Below are 21,550 nucleotides of genomic sequence, written 5' to 3' on the forward strand. Positions count from 1 at the left end.
GCACTCTGGCATTCCACATGGTATTCCATAGCCTCATCTGGTATTTTTTGGAATACCAAGCCACTGATGGAATACCAAGAATGGGCGCCAAAGCTATACGCCTCACCGAAGCCAAGATTAAAAACGCCGCGCCCAAAGCATCCGACTACGTGCTAGGTGATGGCGATGGCCTTCAGATGCGAGTGAGAAGCAATGGCTCCAAGCTGTGGAATTTCAACTATTACCATCCAGTAACCAAAAAACGCATCAACATGGGATTGGGAGCCTACCCAGAGACGAGCCTTGCTCAAGCTCGAAAACTGACTGTTGATGCAAGGCAGCTAATTGCCCAGAGTCTCGACCCCAAAGAACAGCGCGACAACGCCAGACAGCAACTGCGTGCCGCCAGCGAGCACACCCTGAGAAAGGTAGCTGAAGCCTGGTTCGATCTAAAAAAGGAAAGCGTCACCCAGGCATACGCTGAGGACATTTGGCGCTCGTTGACGTTGCACGTCTTTCCAGACCTCGGTCATCTGCAAATTTCAAGCATCACAGCACCTAAAGTGATCGAGCTGCTCCGCCCCTTGGAGGCCAAAGGTAGCCTTGAAACCGTTAAGCGCTTGTCACAGCGCCTCAATGAGATCCTGACCTATGCGGTCAATTCAGGCCTCGTACAAGCCAATCCTCTCAGCGGGATCAGGGCAGTATTCAAGAAGCCCAAAAAGAAGAATATGGCAGCTCTGAATCCGGATGAACTGCCTGAGCTCATGGTTGCTATCGCCAATGCCAGTATAAAGCGCACCACAAGGGCGCTCATTGAATGGCAGTTGCACACCATGACCCGCCCAGCGGAAGCTGCTACAACATGCTGGGCTGACATCGACTTTGAGCGTAAAACCTGGACGATTCCAGCCGAACGCATGAAAAAGCGCCGCGCACATATTGTGCCTCTTACGGAACAAGCATTAGCCGTTTTAGAGGCTGTGCGACCCTATAGCGGTCACCGAGAGTTTGTGTTCCCTGCCGACCGCAACCCACGCACCCATTGCAACAGCCAGACCGCTAACATGGCATTGAAGCGCATGGGATTCGAGGGGCGGCTCGTTAGCCATGGCATGCGCTCGATAGCCAGCACGACCCTGAACGAACACGGGTTTGATCCTGAGTTAATCGAGGTAGCTCTGGCTCATGTGGACAAGAATGAAGTGAGGAGCGCCTATAACCGTGCGGACTACGTAGAGCGCAGGAGACCGATGATGGCCTGGTGGAGTGAGCATATCCAGAACGCCGCCACCGGGAGCCTATCTGTGGCGGCAGACACTTCCCGCAAGGTTGTGCCCATTAGAAGTTAACTGTCTGTTTTCGGCCCAGAGCGTGTAAAAACGCCAGAACGGATTTCCGTCACGGTCTATAGCGAGCCGTTCTCGAGCTGAGAACCTGATCAAGCTTATGACCGCTGCGAATGGCTCATGAGACAGTCCAGCAACGCCCTGGAGCCCTCTCAGAGGCAGCGTAGCGAGTAGAACCAGGGCTTTTACGCTGTCAGGGCTTCTAGCAAGCTGACGGTGCCCATTACTTTCATTACCCGTTTCAAGTTGTAGGCGAGCACATTCAAGCTCATCTCGGCATTCACGCCGTTGAGCTTCCGGGTCAGGAAGGGTAATCCCCCCTGAAATCAGCCCTCGTCAGAAGTAGAATTTTCTCCTAATCGGATCAAGGAAATTTTGCGTGAAGACATCGCATTTTTCGGACAGTCAAATCATCGCCATCCTCAAGCAGGCTGAAGCCGGCAGCCCCGTGCCTGAACTGTGCCGCGAGCATGGCATCAGTTCGGCGATGTCAATGGCCATTAATTTTGACCCACTTTTGGCCAATAAAATTGACCCACTTGCGTACCGCTAACCGCCAGTTTTCTGCTTCAGTCGATAGCTCTCACCTCCCAGCATGAAGATGTGTGAATGGTGGATCACGCGGTCGATGATGGGCACGGCCACGTTATCGTCATGGAAGAACTCGCCCCAGCTGGTGAAGTCCTTGTTGGTAGTCAGGATCACCGAGCGGTACTCGTAGAGGTTGTTGATCAACTGGAACAGGTTGTACCGGGCCTGCCGTGTCATTGGCAGGTAGCCCAGCTCGTCGATGATCAGCACGTCGTATTTGCTCAACTGATTCAAACGCTTCTTCAGCTCGCCCTTCATCTCCGCCAGCTCCAGATCCTCTACCAGTGCCAGAGCACTGCGGAACAGCACCTTGTAGCCAGCCTGGACAGCCTTGTGGCCAATCCCAATGGCCAGGTGGGTCTTGCCCACGCCCGGTGGTCCGATGAACACCAGGTTGTCCCGGTTGTCGATAAAACTGAAGTCCAGCAAGGCACTGACCTGCCGCTTGGTGATGGTGGTCTGGTGCCGGTAATCGAAGGCCTCCAGATGTTTCTCCGAGGGGAACTGCGCCTGCTTGAGGTTGCGGCTCACGCGGCTACTTGAGCGGGCGTTAAGCTCATGCTCGACCAGGGACTGGGCGAAGTTCAGGTAGGACAGCTCATTGGCTTCTGCCCTGGCCAGCAGAGTGGCCAGTTCACCAGCGGTTGCGCTGAGGCGAAGGCTGCGGTACTGCGCTATGGTGCTATCGAGCAGGCTCATGGGGTCACCCCGTGGCCAGTCGACTGGCCAACCCGGGCGTAAGCGTTCAGGTCGGCGTGACTGACCTGGCTGCCAGCTACGGGAGCATAGTCCTGATCGCTGATGACCCGACCCCGCGCCTTGGCTTGCTGCCATGCTTCGAGGTAACGCTTGAGCCTGGTGGCGGTCAGTTCACTGCGCTCGCACAATTCCCCAAACAGCGTGGCATCAACCGGCGCATGGGCTATGAGCAGGTCGCGTGTAGCGACCAGCTGGTCCTTGCAGATACGCGGCGAAGTACTCTTGAGCAGTTGGCACAGAACTGCCCCCAAGTCATCGGGCAGGATCGCATCGATGCCGCGTTCCAGGTCGGTAATGCGCTGAGCATGGTCGCGGTAGTGGTTGTTGTTCTTGATCATCCGGCCCTTGGCCTTGCACAGGTCATGGGTGGCGATGAGCTCACCGCTCTCCAGGTCATGGATCAGTAACTGGTCGTCCTGGGCGCTGACACCCACACGGGCTTGCTGCCAGGCCATGGGCACCGAGTACTTGTTGGCCTGCCATGAGATCAGGCCGGTCTTGTCGACCTTGCGTGTCTCCCTTGTCGGCGCCCAGTGCAGCAGGCTCTGCGGGACGAGATAGGGCTTGAGCTGGCTACGCTCCAGCGCCTCGAAATGCGCCCGTGGATGCTGGCCTGTGGTGCCATGCAAACGCGCGTTAGCGACGGTCTCAAGCCAGTCATGCAGGTGCTGGCGAACGGCGTCCTCATCCTGGAAGTGCTCGCCGTAGAAACAGTCGCGCTTGACGTACTTGACCCCGGACTCCACCTTGCCCTTGCTCTCCGGGTCATAACCCTCGCACGCGTGGATGCGGTACCCGACGGTCGTCGCATACTGGTGGAAGCGCTGGTTCAGCGTCAGCTCGCGGTACTGCTCGTTGATCACCACCATCTTGGTCTGATCGTAGATGCACTCCTCGGTGACACCTCCGAAGTAGCGGAAAGCCTCGTCATGCATCTGGATGAAGCGCTCGGTATCCAATGGCCTGAAGTCGAGGCCGACATACATCAGTCGAGAGCAGGACAGCACGAACACCACAAAATGCACGGTGCGCTCCGGTCCGCCTATCATGACACCACGCAGCTCACCAGGATCGACCTGGCACTGCACGCCGGGTACCGACTCGGTAACGGGCTCGTAATAGCGGAACTGGCCGCTGGCAACCTGCTCCTTCAGGCCTTGAACGTAGCGGCGAATGCTCCGATCAGATACAGCCAGCTCCCCGGCACGCTTGCGTAAACGACGAGCCAACTTGACCGCGCTGAGGGCCGGGAACACCTTGAGCTGGTTGATCAGGTAGTCCCGATACTCGTCCAATCGCTTGGTGCGCGAGGGATCAGCAATAGCTTCACTGATCTGCGTCTCATCCAGCTGTAGATACTTGCGCACGGTGTTCCGAGAGATGCTCAGTTCACGGCTGATGGCCCGGACGGACATGCCCCGGCCCTGGTCGTACAACCCCTTGATCTTGTGAATCACAACCCACTCCTTCAATGATCTGTCCCCGGCCTGTGCATAAGGCGGGGGACGCTACATGGATCGGTGCCAATGCCACCATGGGTGGGTCAAAATTGTTGGCCAGAGGTGGGTCAGATTAATTGGCCAATAACAGGCGACCTTCTACAAATGGCGCGCCAAGTTCGGTGGCATGGACGCCTCGTTAATGGCTCGACTGCGCGAGCTGGAGGAGGAGAATCGTCGTCTGAAGAAGATGTATGCCGAGGAGCGCCTGAAGGCCGAGATCATCCAGGAGGCGATGGCAAAAAAGTGGTGAAGCCATCTCGGCGACGAGAGATGGCGCAACACGCGGTTGCCTCAGGCAAGGTCAGCATCAAACTGGCGTGTGTGTCGTTTGGCATCAGCACGACCTGCTATCGCTACCAGCCACGGTTGTCGGCAGAAAATGCCGAGATCGCCGATCACCTGATCCGACTCACACATAACCAACGCAACTGGGGTTTCGGCCTGTGCTTCCTGTATCTGCGCAACGTGAAAGGTTATCGCTGGAATCACAAACGGGTGTACCGGATCTATCGGGAGCTGGAGTTGAACCTGCGGATCAAGCCGCGCAAGCGCATCGTGCGAGAGAAGCCCGAGCCATTGGCCGTGCCGGAGGCAATCAACCACTGCTGGTCGATGGACTTCATGCACGATCAGTTGGCCGACGGTCGCAGCTTCCGCCTGTTCAACCTGATCGACGACTTCAACCGCGAGGCCTTGACCATGGATATCGATCTGTCATTGCCGGCAGAGCGGGTGGTGCGCGCACTGGATCAAGTCATCGAGTGGCGTGGCAAGCCCCAAGTTATCCGCAGCGACAATGGCCCGGAATACATCAGCAGCAAGCTTGTGCTATGGGCGGAAAAGCACGGCATTCGACTGGAGCATATCCAGCCCGGTAATCCACAGCAGAATGCCTACGTCGAGCGCTACAACCGCACGGTGCGTTACGACTGGCTGGGGCATTACTTGTTCGAGTCCATTGCCGAGGTGCAGGAGCATGCAACGCGCTGGGTATGGATATACAATCACGAACGGCCAAACATGGCCCTGGGTGGCATCACCCCCAAACAGAAGTTGGCCCTTGCGGCCTGACCTCTACTTCTGGCGAGTACTAAAAATGGGGGGATTACCGGCAGGCGGTTTCGCCTCGCTCGCCTTTCTTTTTTTTTTAACGCCACGACGAGCCGTAGCCAACGGTAGTACGCGCTGATGCGTGCTTCTATGGATGAGTTCGAAGGATTGGCGGCGTTTGCACAACCATTGGCCTCGTCCACGGCACAAGCAGAGCCGAGAGCACCGAGGAGTCCGTTTTCATGTTGATCGGCAACGATGCTTCTTCACTTCTTTGCGTAACCATCGTCGACAACCGAATAGACGCTGCACCACTCAGATCAGGAGACCATCTCTCGCCTATTCGTTACTTGCAATGATGCGTTCTATCGTAGCTGCAACGCTTAATAAGCGTCTATCACGTCCAACAACTGAACTGACCATAATTCCGACTGGTAAAGCATCGACCAGCTGCATTGGCAGGGTGATGGAAGGTGCATCTACCACACTGAAGGCGCTTGTATTGCGAAGAACTAGGGCATTGAGCCTAAAAAAGCTGTCATCATCTTGGACTTCTCTAAAGTAGGGGGGGATGATGGCTACGGTCGGGCAAAGGATGGCGTCAAATCGACTCGCTTCAGCTGAAAACTGCCGGATAGCTGCCAATCTGGCCTCAAGCCTAGAATTGAGAGTTACGTCATCTACCATGTGCGCACCGTTCAACCGTGCCAACACTCTGGGATCATACATATGGCCGCGATCGCTAAGTATCGCCCTATGCCATCTCAACGCTTCAGGCCCGGTTATGCCTCCAGGCCCGATCTGTTTCGCTAATTCCAAACTGTGAATTTCTGTTGTTCGAATGGAGGCCCCAGCGATCGAAAGCTTAGATAAACAACTAGCGAACGCCTCCGAGACAGATGAATCAAGGTCGTCCTGAAGAAAACCGCTGGGTACGCCAAGCACAAGCCCTTCGGGTGCGCGATGTTGGGGATAATCATCCATCTGACCTGAAAGGACTGAATCAATTGCGGCGCATTGCGCGACTGTTCTAGCGATGGGGCCGACGCTATCCTGGGTGGGAGAAAGGGGAACAAGGCCTTGTCGAGGTATGCGATACCCAGTTGGCCGAAATCCAACCGTACCGGAAAAAGCAGCAGGGATACGGATGGAACCGTTCGTGTCTGTAGCCAATGAAGCCAGACACATTCCCGCACGCACGGCGATACCGGCGCCAGCGGATGACCCGCCAGGTATACGAGACCTGTCGTAGAAGTTGCCCGGTGTGCCGTAATGAGGATTCAGTCCAAGCCCAGAATACGCAAACTCTGTCATCGCTGTCCTACCGACAATAATCGCACCTGCCCGGCGCAGCCGCGCGACGGCGACCGCATCTTGATTCGCAGGCTTGGCGTCGGTCAGAACACGCGATCCGGCGCATGTAACATCTCCGGTCACGTCAAATAGATCTTTGACAGACACAGGGAGCCCCGCGAGCGGGCGACTACGGCTCACACTGCCCGCGCACATGGCCTCCGATCTTGCTGCTGCAGCATGCACCTTCCTAAATACAAGGTCTCCTTGGGCATCCGGGCGGGCTATTTCAGCAAGACAGCCCTCTAATATTGTCTGAGAATCCCAATGTGGCATTCCTGGCCAATCCAACAGGTTGCGACTTACCATCATCCCCCTCTCCGCTTGGCGCACAAAAATGACCACTTATTGCGCAGCACCCTCAAACCTGAAGTGTCAAAAAACAGATGGCTAGGATTTCCAACCAATGCATAGAAATCGCCCTTTGAGTGCTGTTTTTTAGAGGTACTTTTCAGACACATGCCACGCCGAAGCGGTGTTAACTCAGGATCCAGGCTAATTGCATAAACCATGGAAGTCCGCAGCGCATCTCCTTCGTTGTCCATGGATTCTCCAACGCACGAGCTTGATATCGAGAAAGGCTAGATAACCGAAGCGCAATGAAACGGGCAGCCGTTCACCCCGAGCCGATTAGGTGCTGCATCAAAAAGCCTGGGCTTATTTAAGAGCTATGGTGCCGCTGCACCTCTATGCATATGCAAGGTGCAGCTTGATCCGCTTGCCTGCAAACTGCTTAAAGCCCTCTTCGCGCGCCATGTTCCAGCAGCTCGCTTGCCGACTCATGTTTGACCAGGAACGATTCGGTCATTCGAGCCTAACTTTTCGGAAGTCTTGCCAACACTGGTTTACGACGGTGAGCCCCTTCACCCTGGGCGAAAACGCGATCATACCTCGACGGGACGTGAACAGGGGAAGAATCGGGAGTGATTCCATGACCCTTGCATCAGCTGCCCTGTATAGCGCGGCTCTTTCCGACGAGTCAATCGTAGCACGAGCGAGATCTAAGAATCCGTCGAGATGAGGGTCATTGTTATACCCAGCGTTGAAACCTCGGGGAGACTGATTTGCCCCATGTAGGATCTGTGATAGCCATAGATCGCACGACATCCCCCAGCTCATTTCACTGAATGCAATGCCAGACGGCGCCCCCTCACGCCACTGGTTGCAGTAAGCTACCCAATCCGGATGCAGCGTTACATTTAAGCGAATACCAACCTTGGCTAGATCGAGCGCGAGCCGCTGATAAATGGCCCCTGGATCGAGCTGCGCAGACCCCGCTTGCGCCGCAATGACATCCAAAACCAAGCCATCGTTTGCCCCTGCCTCGGCCAAGAGCTCCCTTGCCCGCTCGGGATTGTAGACATAGCGATTTGCTGCATGCGGGTCATGAGCAGGGGAGCCTGGAGATAGCGCACTATGCGCCGGAACAGCCGCCCCCGGAAATAACTCAGCGCATAATGACTCTCTATCAATAGCGTACGCAATTGCCTGCCGAACGCGCAAATCTGCGATAAGCGGATCGCGCAAGTTAAATACCAGATACCAGAGATATGGTGGGTTAAATGAGGGCACGGTGAACCCTAGCGCCGCCAGTTCCTCAAGGTCAGCGCCCTCTAAGCTATAGGCGACATCCACCTTCCCCTCAACCAATGCCCGGACGCGAGCCTTGCGGTCAGGAAAAGGTAGGAACCGGATCCCTTCTATCTGTGGCGGGCCGGCCCAGTAGTCATCGTTCCGCCGCAGCTCGACCGCAGACCCTCCATCCGTCTCAAAACGAGAATGAAACCGGAACGCACCGGTACCAGGAGCTTTGTCGGCACAACCATCAGGACCGAGTTTGCGAATGGCCGCCGGACTAATCAGCGACTGAGCACCGGGTGCGTCTTCTTGGGTCATGTAACGCAGAAATTCAGGAAACGGCTCGGAAAACTTGAACTCTACGGTCATCGAGTCTAAAGCGCGAACTTTTTCAATGAGGCCAACGCCCATGCGATTGAAGTCCGCAACAACCGGAGAGAAAAAGGGCGAGGTTGCGCAACACATTCTCTCGTAGTTGATAACTACAGCCTCCGCGTCGAGTGGACACCCATCATGAAAACGAACCCCTTCTCTGATTCGAAAAGTATAACGACGGGCGTCTGGTGACGTTATGCAATGGGTCGCTAGTCGCGGAACGAGGCTGGTGGGCGCGCCGTCCGAAGCGGGTAACTCTCCGAAGTCATCTTCAAACAGGCTTTCATGTGTTTGGTGAACCACGCGGCCTGTATTCCAACCCCCGAATGATCGGGGCGGATCGACCTCGTCCACAGCCCAGTCAAGCGCAACGCGCAAAATCTTGTCTTCATTCATATGGGTGCGTCCTAATTAGCATTGTCAAGTTGCAAATAGCCGACCGTGCTCACGAGCGTGGCGCATAGCTGCTATGTCTAGCCCCACAGCGGCGCCACCTTCCATCTCATCCGGGCGAGTTACAAGCGCGATCTCTGCCGCTGCGATAATTTGCGTGGAAAGAGCTACCATCATTCCTTGGGCCGCCGTGGCCGAAAGCACATCCAGGCGAACGGCTGCCGAAAGAATCATCGTAGCCACACCTCTCAGCTCAGCTAGCACAGCATTCTCACGGCTAACCCCCATTGCCGCCGCCAGGGCTCCTGATATGACCGCTAGATGACCCGGCGTAACCTTGCCCGCCACCGCGGTAGCGTATTCCGCCAACATCGGGTCTGCATGAAGTGACGGTGCTAACACCGCTAGGCGACTTCCACAGCGACGTGAGGCCACCTGTGCTGGAGCCGTTAACTTCAGTAGGTCAAGCCGCGCATCTACTGCTTTCAGATCCTCTAAGTTCCGATCCACAAATGCCGTATGAGCCAACGCGGTCCCCGCACCGTCTGCGCGGGCGCTGCCATGAATCAAGGCCGAGACGATCATTTCACGGAGCGCGTCTGGCGTGGTCACGCGCTCATCCCGAAGCATTCGCTCAAGGCCGAACGCATGGGCGTGCCTGCCTATCGGCAGCGCGGAGTCGGCAAGTTGCATAAGGGACAACAATGGGCCAGCGCGCACGGCTAGGTTGCCTTCAAGCATCGTCAGAATTAGCGACGGGGTGATGGTGCTCGTGTGCAGCCCCCACACCATTTGGAGGTCTTGCAGCCGCAAAAGGTCTTTCTTCAAAGCGTATCGTTAGCTCACGCAATCCGAGGGCCTGGACCGATCTCGCAACAAGATCAGGCGTATCGGTCACCGGTACAAGGATCTCATTACCGTGTAGCTCCGCAGGACTGTGACGGTTCCCAAGAGCGTGGCCAATCCGGAACACCGCCTCAGGGCCCAGCTCGTTGAGCGAGATTACCATCACCAGTTCGGGGCGGCGGGAGACGACCAATATACACATCCCATCATCATGCAGAACTGCGCCGTCAAACATCCAGCTCACACGGGGCAGCTCGATGCCTAGATCTACGCCCCCCTCGCTGCAAGTGCGTAACCGGCGGCGACCCGCGTCGGCCGACGCAATCCATACACGGTCCGTCTGACGACCGGAAAAATCCTGGTCGTTGACGTGGCCCAGAATATTATTCACTAAAAGCATTATCCCTCTTCATTTTCTTAGTAGTGGAGCGGGACGGCCGCGCATGTGGCGACGGGCGACATCCCAAGCCACCTGCGTCGCCATCCGAAGATTTGGCGCATCGTCAGCTAGAAAACGTCCCACCGCACCATAGCCTGAGGCTAACGCAGCTGCACCACCATACACACCCGGTAAGGACGCCAACCGTCGACTGATAAGAGTCGCCAATTCCTCATGGTCGCCCTGTTGGGACAACGCGAATATGGTCCCAACAAAACCACTCGACGCTAACGCCCCCTCTAAGGCCGGACTCGCCTCCCCAGGACGGAAACTCGAAGCGTCAACAAGCACAGGGCGTGCGCTAAAACTGACTTGAAGGCGCGTCGAGAAGCTTCGATAAAGGTGCTCCTCGCCTCTCGCCACCCGGCCAGCCGCGAAACTCTCCATGAAAATGGCCTCGGCTCCGTTTGCCAGTGCAATACATGTGTGCTGCCTGTGTTCCGCTTGCGCATGCGGGATTATCATATCCGGGATGTACTCGAAGAAGGCTCCTTCGCTCAGCTCGATCATGGTCGTCTGTATCGATAGCGCTTCACCTTGCAGGCGTGTTGCGGACGGTGTTGAGAGACAAAGTTCAGCGCTAGCCTCAAGGTGTACGGCAACATGCAGGCGATCACCGCCAAAAACTGATCCTGCCGCGTTTTGCACGTATATTAGCGCACCAGATTCTGACTCCATGGGCAAAACGGCGGTAGTCGTCAACGGGTAGCGCTGTTGTCGTGCAGCAAGTCGCGTTCGACCATGTCGATCACGAGCAAAGCGCAACGACAGCACTCCGTCGCCCATCAGGGTTTCCGCCCAAACAGCGCGCTATGGACAATTTGTTCAAAAACGAGCTGCACACCCTCGCCTTTTCGCAGATCGGTAAATACTGAAGCGCGATCGGGACGTGCTGCGGCTACGTCCGCTCTGAAGCGCGTCATATCGACATCGACATGAGGTGCCAAATCAATCTTATTGACGACTAGCAGGTCTGCCCTTAACAGGCCTAACCCATTCTTCCGAGGAATGTCGTCTCCGCCGGCAACATCAATGACGAAAGCCCACCAGTCCACGAGCTCGCTAGAAAATGTAGCGGCTAGATTATCTCCCCCGCTTTCGATGAGAATCACGTCAGGCTGAAAGCGCTGCTCCAGCCAAGCTGCTGCCTCAAGATTTACCGAAGGGTCCTCGCGGATAGCAGTATGCGGGCAGGCCCCGCTTTCAACCCCAAGAACCCGCTCAGGATCGATGAGGCCGGAGCGCTGAACACGTGCTGCGTCCTCGTGAGTAACCAGATCATTAGTGATCACGGCGACAGAGATACCTCGCGCGGCGAACAAGGGGAGCAATCGCTCGACCAGGCGCGTCTTGCCACTGCCTACCGGCCCTCCGAAACCTAAACGCACTGCAGTCAAAGGTTTGCACTCCTTATTTCAACATATATGATTGGCCGAGAGAGACCTGCGATGTGGGAGGGCTGTCGATGGCCTGTCCATCGATGTAAACCCGAAAGTTCTCAGGGTCGACGTCGATTTTAGGTAACACATCATTCAGCACCATATCGCGTTTAGTGAGACGGCGCGTGTCGGCCACTGGACGCAAGGTAGCTTTCAAATCGAGTCGCTGGGCCACCCCGGCGGCGATGGCAGATGGAGAGACAAAACGCACGCCGAGTGACTGCGGAGCGCGACCAAAGTACCCCCACATCGGGCGATAACGCACAGGTTCGCAGGTCATAAGAGAAGCGTTAGCCTCGCCCAAGGGAGCCCAGACAGGGAAGCCAGATTTCAATACTAGTTCCGGTTTGATGCCAAAGCTGTCCGGCTTCCAAAAAATAAGATCTGCGAGCTTTCCAGGCTCAATCGAGCCCACTTCATCTGCGATGCCGAACATAAGAGCAGGATTGATAGTATATTTGGCGATATAGCGACGAATTCGGAAATTGTCCGCACCGCTGCCGCTATCCTCGGGCAAAGCGCCCCGTAATTCACGCATGGTGTCAGCAAGCTGCCAACAGCGAGCGATGGTTTCACCGATTCGCCCCATCCCCTGGCTGTCGGAACCGATCGCGCTAATCGCTCCCATGTCGTGCAGAACGTCTTCGGCGCCAATGGTTTCTTTTCGAATCCGACTTTCCGCAAACGCCACGTCCTCAGGCAAACGTGGATTGAGATGATGGCTCGTCATCGCCATGTCGAAATGTTCATCGAAGGTGTTGATGGTGAATGGATTCGTAGGGTTCGTAGATGAGGGCAGTACATTCGATATGCCGCACATGCGGATGATGTCTGGCGCGTGCCCACCCCCGGCGCCCTCGACGTGATAGGCGTGAATGCACCGTCCGGCCATGGCGCGCAGAGTGTGCTCTACAAATCCTGACTCATTCAGAGTGTCTGCGTGCAAGTGGATTTGCCCACCGCCGATCTCCGCGGCCTTCAAGGCGGCATCGATGATGGCCGGAGTCGCCCCCCAGTCCTCATGGATTTTCAAACCCGCTGCGCCTGCAGCAAGCTGTTCGAGCAGAGGCTCGACGGCATGCGAGGCCGCCTTTGCAATGAAACCGAAGTTTATCGGAAAGGCCTCAGCTGCTTGGAGCATTAGCCCCAGGTTAGTTGTGCCTGTCGACGCAATAGGAACCGTAGTGGGTCCGAGCCCTCCTCCCATCAGCGTGGTGAACCCCGCCGAAAGAGCTTCATCCACCTGCCCCGGATCAATAAAATGCACGTGGCAGTCGATTCCGCCCGCCGTAACGATATGTCCTTCCGCGGCCCGGATATCCGTGTTCACGCCCACCGTGAGCCCTGGCGTTACGCCATCCATAAGATTGGGGTCGCCAGCCTTGCCGATTCCTACGATCCGGCCGCCCTTAATGCCGATGTCGGCCTTGATAATGCCCGCAACGGCGTCAATGATCAGAGCGTTGGTTATGATCAGGTCCAAAATACCGTCGGCAGCGGTCAGCACACCGTCACAACCGGTGCCCCCTCGTACCGTCTTGCCCGCGCCAAAGACTAACTCATCGCCCCCTACACAGAAATCGCGCTCCACCTTCGCCCAGAGGCCAGTGTCGCCTAGCCGTACGCAGTCTCCTTCCGTAGGACCGTACAGTGATACATATCTAGAGCGCTCAATAGACTGAGCCATACCCTACTCCTGTAAAAAACTTTCCAAACGGATCATCGCGGCAGAGCGCACGGTTGGGTCATCCAAGGCCCCGTTCACCAGGCCTGCCAGACCATATACAACTCGGGCTCCCCCAATAGCCACCAAGTCAACCAGGCGGGTGTCTCCCGGCTCGAAGCGCACCGTGGTTGCAGCTGGGACGTCGAGCCGGAACCCGTAGGCGGCGGCACGATCGAAGCGCAGGGCTGGATTGACCTCGAAGAAGTGATAGTGCGATCCAAGCTGAATGGGCCGGTCCGCGGTGCTTTGGACACGCAAGGTCACCGTTGGCCGATCCGTATTGATTATCACCGGCTGCTCACCCAGGCGCCAGCGGGGCCTGTGAGGCGCGCCAGGGACAGTGGATTTGCCTGGGCCGATGGGGTCGTGTATGCAAACCAGCTTTTGACCGTCCGGGAAGAAACCCTCGACCATGACAGCATCGAGGCGCTCTGATACCCCTTCCATCACGTCGTCTTCAGTCAACAGCCCGGACGCGATCGAAACCATCTCGGTAACAGTACCTCCTCCGCGCGCACCTTCGCAGACGGTATCCGCAATAATCGCGCGTGCCTCGGGCTCGCTGAGTAAAAGGCCGCGCGCCTGGCGCGATCGCGCCAGTTCAGCAGCCTGGCGCAAAAGAAGTCGATCCACCTCACGGGGCAGTAAACGCATCATTCTCTTCCTGTCTTGGTCGGCCTGCTTGCGCCTTTAACACCGTAGTGGCCGTTTTGGAACCATAACCACATGGTCCGTCGCGAATGCCGGTCAAACGGCCAGGTGATCCGAGAGAGTTTGGGTCGAGACAACATCATCAACGTCCCCTTGTTCTACAATCTCGCCGAGCTTGAGCACCATAAAGCGATTAGCGACCGACAGCGCAAAGTCGAGGTTCTGCTCCACAAGCAAGACCGCAATGCCCAGCTCATCCCGTGCTCGGATAAGGACCTCGCCCATGCGGTCGACCATCGCAGGCTGCAACCCTTCACTGACTTCGTCAATAAGCATCAACTTTGGCTGGGCGATTAGGCCACGCGACATCAACAGCATCTTTTGCTCGCCTCCAGACAACGTTCCGGCCCGCTGTTTTAGGCGCTCGAGCATTCGGGGGAAAAGGGTTTCGAGAGAAGGCAGGCGCTCGTGGAAAAGCCGGTTCGAAGCTACGCCCAGCCGGAGATTCTCTTCGACCGTCAGATCGGGAAAAAGCGTATGCTCTTGGGGGGTATGAGCAACACCGGAGCGTGCCATCATGTGCGGTCGGATGTTCGTAACATCATCCCCGTCCAGCGAGACCGTACCGCTGAACGGACTTACGAAGCCCATGATTGTTTTCAGCAAGGTGGACTTACCCATACCGTTCTTTCCTAGCACAACGACTATCTCGCCCTTGGAAACGCTGAGTGAAATGTTTCGCAGTACAGCAGCTGTGCCGTAACCACTGGTGAGCCCCTCGACGCTCAGAAGCTCTTGGTTCATGCTACCGCCTCCTTTTGTAGGCCTGTATAGGCAGCTTTAACCAAGTCCGACGCCACTACCTCTTCAACAGTCCCTTCCATCAAGATCGCACCTTGATGCAAAACGACCACTCGATTGCAGATAGCCCGCACGAAGTCGAGATCATGCTCTATAAGCATAATGCACAAGCCGAATTCCTGCGTCAGGCGCGTGAGCACCGCGCCGATGGCCATGCGTTCAGGCCGGGTCAAGCCTGCAGTCGGCTCGTCAAGTAGGAGTACTGAAGGCTCAGTTGCCAGCACCATCGCCAATTCCAGTCCCCGCTTCATTCCGTGCGATAAGTTGCGCGTCTCCTCCGCTAGCATCTTATCGAGGCCCGTGGTCTTCAGAATGTCTAGCGCTGGCTGGGGAAGCGAAACGGTTTCGCGCCTGTCGAACAACTTTGCACCATCGATTCGATAACGAGCCAACTGGAGGCATTCACCGACGGTTAGAGTGTCGAATAGATTTGTATTCTGGAAACTGCGTCCCACCCCAAGTCCAACGATATCTTGGGGCGATCCCCGCGCTATTTCGGCGTTGTTGACTCGAACAGCACCGCCGGTGCGCTCGTTGCCATCACTAATGCAACGCATCAGTGTCGTCTTACCAGCCCCGTTGGGTCCAATAATTCCTAGCAGCTCAGTGCCGTGCGCATCCAAGTTCACATCACGCAGGACCTGTAAGCTCCCATAACGACGAGATACTTGGCTCAGGCATAGGGGCGGCGCATCTCCGAAAGATGCTTGCAGCATCCGGCCCGCGGGCGCCGGGTTAAGCCTGATCGCGTGAACCTTCGGGACATGCTTGGGCCTCAGCTTACGCCATAATGCGCCTATCAACGGCGCCAGCCCTCGGGGCAGGAGCACGATGACCAAAACAAAAGCGACGCCTGTCAAAAGCTTCCAGACAAAAGGCATAGCGCCGGATAGCCATGAGGAGATTGTATCGATCCCGATCGCCGCGAAGACCGGCCCCAGTAACGTGGCCCTCCCGCCAAGTGCGGTCCAGATAAGCAGCTCCGTGCCCAGCTGAAATCCTGCCATTTCGGGAGCAACAACATTGGAGAAAGCCGCATAGCCGAAGCCCGCTACAGACGCCACCATGCCGGCGAATACCATCAACATAGTCTTGATGCGAGAGACGGGGATACCCAGATAGGCGCTACGCTCTTCGTTCTCACGTATAGCTATGAGGACCCTGCCAAAATCGCTACGCACCAAAAGCCAGCCGGCCGTAGTCGTGAGCACCAAAAAGCCCCCTGCAATCCAGAACCAAACTTTCAAGTCCCAGTAATATGTAGGGAATCCTGAAAGCCCGCTCGATGATCCCGTAAAGCTGCCTCCTGAATATATTATCTGGGTCAGCACAATGGGCAATGCTAGCGTTATTATGGAAGAATACAGAGGGGATGAACCATGAAAGAAAGCCAGCCATCCAACAGCAGCAGCAACGATTGCAGCCGTGCCAAGCGCAACAGCTAGCGCGGCAAGTGCCCATCCAGGGCCGAATCCGTAATGGGTAAAGACCAGCCCGCAGGCATAAGCTCCGATGCCAAAAAAGGCCGACTGACCGAATGTTAGAACACCCGTATAACCCCAAAGTATGTCGACAGTCATCACCACTGCCGCAACAAACAATGTACGGATCAAAATATTTGTTAGATAAACATCGAGGAAGAGCGGCGCTACAGCGATAATGGCCAAGCCTGAAAGGCACCCAATCAATGCAGCACGATGTGTGTAAGATATAGAAAGGCGATTATCAGGCACGGCTAAACCCCTTCGGCTTTAAACGCAGAATCAGTGCAGCAAGAACAACGATAGTCATGCCGCCGAGAATGGGACTGATGTAAGTGCTGACAAGGACCTGCGACCCACCAAGTAGCAGCGAAGCGACCAACAAGCTCGGAAACGAAACACCCGAAATCATCACTAGCATAAAGCTATTCACCAACCAAGGCAGTCCCATGTTTGGATCGACCGAGAGCAATGGGGTGATCAACGCTCCGGCTGCGCACGCTAGTCCTGCACCCAAGCCGAAAGTTATGGATCGAACATTCGCGCTATCTATACCTAAGCCCCTAGCCAGCGGTTCATTGGCAATGACTGCACGTGCATTCAATCCGAAGCGGGTGAAGCTCAACAAAGCACTAAGCGCAACTGCCAACACTATGGCAATAGCTAGCATGGCCAGCCGATATCCAGAGTATTCACTTCCAAAAACATCTATCGTACCTAGAATCGGCGAGGGCGCGAATTGCACGCCCCGCCCGAAAGTCAATGCAAATACTTGCCCGATGACAATGCCTAGCCCCCATGTGGCCAATATCGCGTCCAACGGCCGATGATAAAGCGGCCTGATAATGGTTCGTTCAATCACCAGCCCCGCCAAGAGCCCTAAGATGGCCGCCGCCGGGACAGCGAGCCATGGGTTGAGGCCAGCAGCGCCGACAAGATAAGCTATGTATCCGCCAGCGGTCAAAAATGCTCCATGAGCAAAATTGATGAGCTTCATTACACCGAGGATGATCATGAGGCCCGTCGAAACCACGAACAAAATTGCGGCGGTCGTCAAAATGTCAAGCGCTAAAGCCTCCACGTTGTGTCTCCCGTTACTTGTTAGCGAATTGCGGACACTGTTCGCCCGGGTCAACTTTTGGGAACGATTCGACGAGTTGAACTGAACCATCAGCAGCGACGCGGCCCAAATACATATTGAGTGACGCATGACGTTGCTTATTCATGATGACGGAGCCGCGGGGCCCTTCCACTGTCACTTCCCCTAGCGCTTGTATAACAGCAGCAGAATCAGTCGAGCCGGCCTTTTCGACAGCCGCCGCGTACGCATATATGGCTTCGTACTGCGGCACCGACAACTCGTTCGGCGTCTCGGCGCTGCTTCCGAACTTCTTCTCGATCGCCTCGAGAAAGGCTTTATTCGCATCAGTCTCTAGGCTTGAGAGGTAAGATGCGACGATGTATATCCCCTCGGCGTTATCCCCCATGCTTTTGGCTGTGCCTTCATCAAGGGCGTAGTTACCATAGGGGATCGAGATACCTGCAGCGCGCAGCTGCCTGGTGAGCGTCACGTTTGGCGCGCCGCCGGCCGTGGACGTAATCAAGGCGTCCGGATTGGCCGAACGTAGTTGAGAAATGATTGCGGTCCAATCTGATCCATCCATGGGCAAGTACGCCTCGCCCACCACACTGCCTCCCTTACTCTCGACGTACTCTCGAGTGTACTGCAGCATGCCGCGACCAAAGGCATAATCGCTGCCAATCAGGAAAAACTTCTTGGCCTCGTTCTCGGTCATAAAATGGTCGACAACCGGGGCGACCTGCTGCTCTGGCACCCAGGCATTGATGTACATCCAAGGAGAGCATGAGCGCCCTTCGTAAAATGATGTGTAGATGAGGGGGACCCTGCCGCGATTGACGATTGGTAAGCCGGCATTTCTGGCAGCCGTAGTTTCCATTGCTACAATGCCGTCAACTTTCCGTTGAAAAACGAGACTGTCATAGGCGCGCTGAGCGCCTTGGGCTCCTGATCCGTCATCAGCAATTTCAAGCCGCAGCTGACGCCCCAAGACTCCCCCTTGCGAATTAATCTCCTCGACAGCTAACTCCGAGGCTTGGACGACCGAAGGTGCAACGACACTGTTTGCGCCGCTTAGACCTACTGGTATACCTATTTTTATAGGTTCGGCTGCATATGCTGAAGCTCCCACCGAGAGACCAATACCAAGTAAAAGTGTACGTATTTTCATTGCTCTGCCTCTAACTTTGCCAGGTTAATCTGGATATCTGCGCCTAAATTCTCGCCGTATACATCTGTTCGTCTATCTGTTAGTGGGTGATTGACACTGTTCCAGCTGGGTTCGCACCTTGGGTCCATATCCACTTCCCCAATGAGGATCTTTTCTTCACTTTCAGAGCACGGCCCGGCTACAGGCCAGCCTGAACGATTGATGATTACGCTATTCCCTAAGAATCGTTGCCCACGCTCGATGCCCACCCTGTCAGCGCATGCAATGACTATCGAATTACTGTGAGCCGCGGCCATATGAAGAATGTTTGCCATTATTGGGTGGCCTGCCGGTTGCTCTGGCATGGGCACCCAGTTGGTTGGCACACATACTATCTCTGCACCTTGGCAGGCCGACAGACGAAACATCTCAGGGAACCAACCGTCGTAGCAAATAACGACACTGATCCGGCCGACTAGAGTATCGAACACGGGTAGACCACGATCGCCCGGCTCGAAATAGAGCTTCTCATCTGCCCATAGGTGTAGCTTGCGGTAAACCCCTAGCACTCCTGAAGGGTCGATGATAACTGCGCTGTTATAGAGACAATTTCCGTCGCGTTCTACTAGCCCGGCGACGATTGTCACTTCTAGCCGGCGAGCAGCTTCGACCCAGGCATTAGTAGAAGGCCCTTCAGGCACACGCTCGGATAACGTAAGAGTTTCCTTCCGCGACTGAAATATATAGCCGGTGTTGCATAGCTCTGGCAAAACTATCAAGCGAGCGCCGTAGCCGGCAGCCTGTTCAATCAGGTCGATGCTGCGTATGACGTTGTGCTCGACCTCGCCAAACTTTGGTTCAAACTGTATGCAGGCAATTTTCAGCTTTTGCGGGCTCTGGTCTGAGCCAGAGTGACCAAGGGGACTAAGCATCAGATCAGCTCCTCCGACCGGTCGCGCGCCGAAATAGCGCACTACAAAACCAGAACACAACCGCTACCGCTTCATAAGGGATAATTGATTTCCGGGACGATCACTGAATATCTCGCCAACCGATATATCAAAAGAATCAAAACGATAGCTGCGCGTTCCTGAACACAAGCAACGGGCGTGCCACCCTGGTAAGCGAATTAAACATCCTTGGATTTCGGGGCCTTTACGCCTGAAAGTAGAGGAAACGATAGGCTGTTTCGATTGCGCCTTCCTCGGTGGCCGCGCCGATTTAGGTCAAGCGACGCACCGCAGTGGCACATTGATGGGCAACGTTGCGTTCGAAAGATGCACGGCGTACGACCTCTACCGCATCTTGCGCGAGGAGCTGGGCTAACGGCAGCGCCGTCGCCGATTCTCCTTTCTTAGGGCATTCAAAGGCATCCCACCCCACCGGGCAGGAAGTTGACGATGTTTACATGCATGCTCCCCTTTGCCGAAATCCATGGAATGGAGCACGGCCTGTACGAGTTGGAAGGCAAGGCGGTGTACCCGCTGAACAAGTATTGGGTCGAGCTGGAGGCCGGCGACTATATGTGGCTGCGCGTCTTCTGTCCGATGCGAACCGGCATATGAGACTGCCGACCTACGGCAGCTGACAGGAACAAGCTTATCGATAATGGGCCAATCTTTAATAAAGCTTCGCTGATGGCGCTATATTGTTTGGGTTCTACCCCGTTTCCACGGACGGTTATAAAACAGCTAAGAGCTTTTGATCCTGCGCAGCAACTCTACGTCGCATCCTAGGATTATGGAACCGCTCGATGTATTCAAATAGGTCTGCTCTTGCCTCGTCTTGAGTACGGTAACGTCGGTGATGTACTCGCTCTCGCTTCAGCATCCCAAAGAAGCCCTCACAGGCGGCATTATCGCCACAGTGGCCAACGGCACTCATGCTGCTGACTAACCGATTGCTGCCCAGATAACGCTGGTAATCGCCGCTGGTGAACTGCGTACCCCTGTCTGAGTGCAGTATCACCGGGGTTTCTCCCTGGCGTTGCCACACAGGCATTTGAACAGCTCTGATTACCATCTGCCGATCCTGTCTGTGATGCATGGACCAGCCCACAATCAGCTTGCTGAACAGATCCAGGACCACGCATAGATACAGTTTTCCTTCCTGAGTGGAGATCTCCGTAATATCCGTGACCCACTTGGTATCAGGCTCAAGCGCTGAGAAGTTCCGCTGTAGATGGTTTTGAATACCCTGTGGCCGACTCGATGCTCGTCCCATGCGTCCCCGCTTTTTGCGGGGCCACCCCTGGATACCGTGCTTAGCCATTAGCCTTGCAACCCGATTCAGGCTCGTAGAAGTGCCTTCGGCAGCCAGGTCTTCATGCATCCGGGGCGAACCAATCATGCCACCACTATCATCATGAATCTCTCCGATTCGCGACAACAGATGCTGATTAGCCATAGCCCTGCTGGACAGAGGTCGAGATGCCCAGGCGTAATAACCGCTGGCCGAGACCTTCAGGCATCGACACATAAGGCGTATCGGGAAAAGACTGCGACAGCGTTGAATCGCCTGATACCTCAGGACGACTCCTTTGCAAAGAACACTGCCGCTTCGCGCAAAAAATCGCGCTCCTTTTTTACCCGTGCAAGTTCGCGCTTTAGATTGGCGAGCTCCTCGTCACGGGGCGTCCCTGAACCTTTGAAAGCCTTGCTTGGCGTATCATCCGCTTCACGGACCCACCGCGACAATAGATTGGGGTTAATGCCAATCTCTAAGGCCACCTGACGACAGTTGGTACCAGGCTGGCGAGATAGCGCGATGGCTTCGCGCTTGAATTCAGGGCTGTATTTTCTGCGTTTGGACATGAACACTCCTTTGGCACATTGTGCCTCTTTTCAAGAGTGTCCGCAGTTACGGGGCAGAACCCGTCCGGTTACTACCGGCATGCAGCTCGAGCTCGCCAGCCAGCGCTACGCAGCATGCGGGCCAGACAAGACGAGCT

General features: G+C 55.7%; 18 protein-coding genes and 3 pseudogenes. 4 read left to right on the forward strand and 17 right to left on the reverse strand.

Features of this window, described 5'->3' with window-relative positions:
- The first annotated feature begins 80 nt into the window (after positions 1-80).
- Both V7756_RS16355 and V7756_RS16360 read left to right on the forward strand, forming a co-directional pair.
- On the forward strand, positions 81-1,331 hold the full coding sequence (locus tag V7756_RS16355) for an integrase domain-containing protein (protein ID WP_335611265.1): 1,251 nt from the start codon (positions 81-83) through the stop codon (positions 1,329-1,331).
- A gap of 376 nt (positions 1,332-1,707) precedes the next feature.
- Positions 1,708-1,815: pseudogene (locus V7756_RS16360) on the forward strand (transposase); the annotation flags it as partial.
- Between the two features lie 62 nt (positions 1,816-1,877).
- Here V7756_RS16360 and istB read toward each other — a convergent pair.
- The gene (gene istB, locus V7756_RS16365) at positions 1,878-2,618 is read right to left on the reverse strand and encodes an IS21-like element helper ATPase IstB (protein WP_335611266.1); all 741 of its coding nucleotides are present in this window, start codon (positions 2,616-2,618) and stop codon (positions 1,878-1,880) included.
- Complete coding sequence (istA, locus tag V7756_RS16370; RefSeq protein ID WP_335611267.1) at positions 2,615-4,135, reverse strand: IS21 family transposase; 1,521 nt, start codon at positions 4,133-4,135, stop codon at positions 2,615-2,617. The genes istB and istA overlap by 4 nt, the downstream gene beginning before the upstream one ends.
- Positions 4,136-4,268: 133 nt before the next feature.
- On the opposite strand from istA, the pseudogene V7756_RS16375 reads away from it, so the two are divergent.
- Positions 4,269-5,251, forward strand: a pseudogene (locus V7756_RS16375) (IS3 family transposase); the annotation flags it as partial.
- Positions 5,252-5,569: 318 nt separating this feature from the next.
- Here the strand turns inward: V7756_RS16375 and V7756_RS16380 are convergent.
- The 14 genes from V7756_RS16380 to V7756_RS16435 all read right to left on the reverse strand — a co-directional run bounded on the left by V7756_RS16380 (position 5,570) and on the right by V7756_RS16435 (position 19,532).
- The gene (locus tag V7756_RS16380) at positions 5,570-6,895 is read right to left on the reverse strand and encodes an amidase (RefSeq protein WP_335611268.1); all 1,326 of its coding nucleotides are present in this window, start codon (positions 6,893-6,895) and stop codon (positions 5,570-5,572) included.
- Entirely contained in the window at positions 6,892-7,128 is a 237-nt protein-coding gene (locus tag V7756_RS16385; protein ID WP_335611269.1) for a hypothetical protein, read from the reverse strand. Before V7756_RS16385 ends, V7756_RS16380 begins: the two co-directional genes overlap by 4 nt.
- 259 nt (positions 7,129-7,387) lie before the next feature.
- Positions 7,388-8,932, reverse strand: a complete 1,545-nt coding sequence (locus tag V7756_RS16390; RefSeq protein ID WP_335611270.1) for an ABC transporter substrate-binding protein — start codon at positions 8,930-8,932, stop codon at positions 7,388-7,390.
- Positions 8,933-8,956: 24 nt separating this feature from the next.
- Positions 8,957-9,757 carry an urease accessory protein UreF gene (locus V7756_RS16395; protein ID WP_335611271.1) on the reverse strand — a complete coding sequence of 267 codons (801 nt, stop codon included), beginning with the start codon at positions 9,755-9,757 and terminating at the stop codon, positions 8,957-8,959.
- A complete protein-coding gene (locus tag V7756_RS19145) occupies positions 9,663-10,175 on the reverse strand; it encodes a hypothetical protein (RefSeq protein WP_048702522.1) in 513 nt (170 codons plus the stop codon). The genes V7756_RS16395 and V7756_RS19145 overlap by 95 nt, the downstream gene beginning before the upstream one ends.
- A 9-nt stretch (positions 10,176-10,184) precedes the next feature.
- Positions 10,185-11,000: an urease accessory protein UreD gene (locus tag V7756_RS19150; RefSeq protein WP_023092982.1), complete on the reverse strand. Its 816-nt coding sequence runs from the start codon at positions 10,998-11,000 to the stop codon at positions 10,185-10,187.
- Positions 11,000-11,611 (reverse strand): urease accessory protein UreG, encoded by a 612-nt coding sequence (gene ureG, locus V7756_RS16400; RefSeq protein WP_335611272.1) that lies wholly within the window; start codon positions 11,609-11,611, stop codon positions 11,000-11,002. The genes V7756_RS19150 and ureG overlap by 1 nt, the downstream gene beginning before the upstream one ends.
- A 13-nt stretch (positions 11,612-11,624) precedes the next feature.
- Complete coding sequence (ureC, locus tag V7756_RS16405; protein WP_335611273.1) at positions 11,625-13,340, reverse strand: urease subunit alpha; 1,716 nt, start codon at positions 13,338-13,340, stop codon at positions 11,625-11,627.
- A gap of 3 nt (positions 13,341-13,343) precedes the next feature.
- On the reverse strand, positions 13,344-14,036 hold the full coding sequence (locus V7756_RS16410; RefSeq protein WP_218568409.1) for an urease subunit beta: 693 nt from the start codon (positions 14,034-14,036) through the stop codon (positions 13,344-13,346).
- Positions 14,037-14,126: 90 nt separating this feature from the next.
- Positions 14,127-14,834, reverse strand: a complete 708-nt coding sequence (locus V7756_RS16415) for an ABC transporter ATP-binding protein (protein ID WP_335611274.1) — start codon at positions 14,832-14,834, stop codon at positions 14,127-14,129.
- Positions 14,831-16,624, reverse strand: a complete 1,794-nt coding sequence (locus tag V7756_RS16420) for a branched-chain amino acid ABC transporter ATP-binding protein/permease (protein WP_335611275.1) — start codon at positions 16,622-16,624, stop codon at positions 14,831-14,833. The genes V7756_RS16415 and V7756_RS16420 overlap by 4 nt, the downstream gene beginning before the upstream one ends.
- Positions 16,617-17,453, reverse strand: a complete 837-nt coding sequence (locus V7756_RS16425) for a branched-chain amino acid ABC transporter permease (RefSeq protein ID WP_335611276.1) — start codon at positions 17,451-17,453, stop codon at positions 16,617-16,619. The genes V7756_RS16420 and V7756_RS16425 overlap by 8 nt, the downstream gene beginning before the upstream one ends.
- A 13-nt stretch (positions 17,454-17,466) precedes the next feature.
- Positions 17,467-18,621 (reverse strand): substrate-binding protein, encoded by a 1,155-nt coding sequence (locus tag V7756_RS16430; RefSeq protein WP_335611277.1) that lies wholly within the window; start codon positions 18,619-18,621, stop codon positions 17,467-17,469.
- Positions 18,618-19,532, reverse strand: coding sequence for a nitrilase family protein (locus V7756_RS16435; RefSeq protein WP_335611278.1), 915 nt, complete (start codon positions 19,530-19,532; stop codon positions 18,618-18,620). The genes V7756_RS16430 and V7756_RS16435 overlap by 4 nt, the downstream gene beginning before the upstream one ends.
- Before the next feature lie 480 nt (positions 19,533-20,012).
- Here V7756_RS16435 and V7756_RS16440 point away from each other — a divergent pair.
- Positions 20,013-20,147, forward strand: a pseudogene (locus V7756_RS16440) ((S)-ureidoglycine aminohydrolase); the annotation flags it as partial.
- A 133-nt stretch (positions 20,148-20,280) separates the two neighbouring features.
- Here the strand turns inward: V7756_RS16440 and V7756_RS16445 are convergent.
- Positions 20,281-21,413 (reverse strand): IS3 family transposase gene (locus V7756_RS16445; RefSeq protein WP_335611279.1). Its coding sequence is split into 2 segments (ribosomal slippage): positions 20,281-21,173 and positions 21,173-21,413, totalling 1,134 coding nucleotides; the frame shifts between segments, so codons are not numbered across the junction.
- Between the last annotated feature and the right edge of the window lie 137 nt (positions 21,414-21,550).

It is taken from the genome of Halopseudomonas sp. (assembly GCF_036961105.1).
Classification (GTDB): Bacteria; Pseudomonadota; Gammaproteobacteria; order Pseudomonadales; family Pseudomonadaceae; genus Halopseudomonas.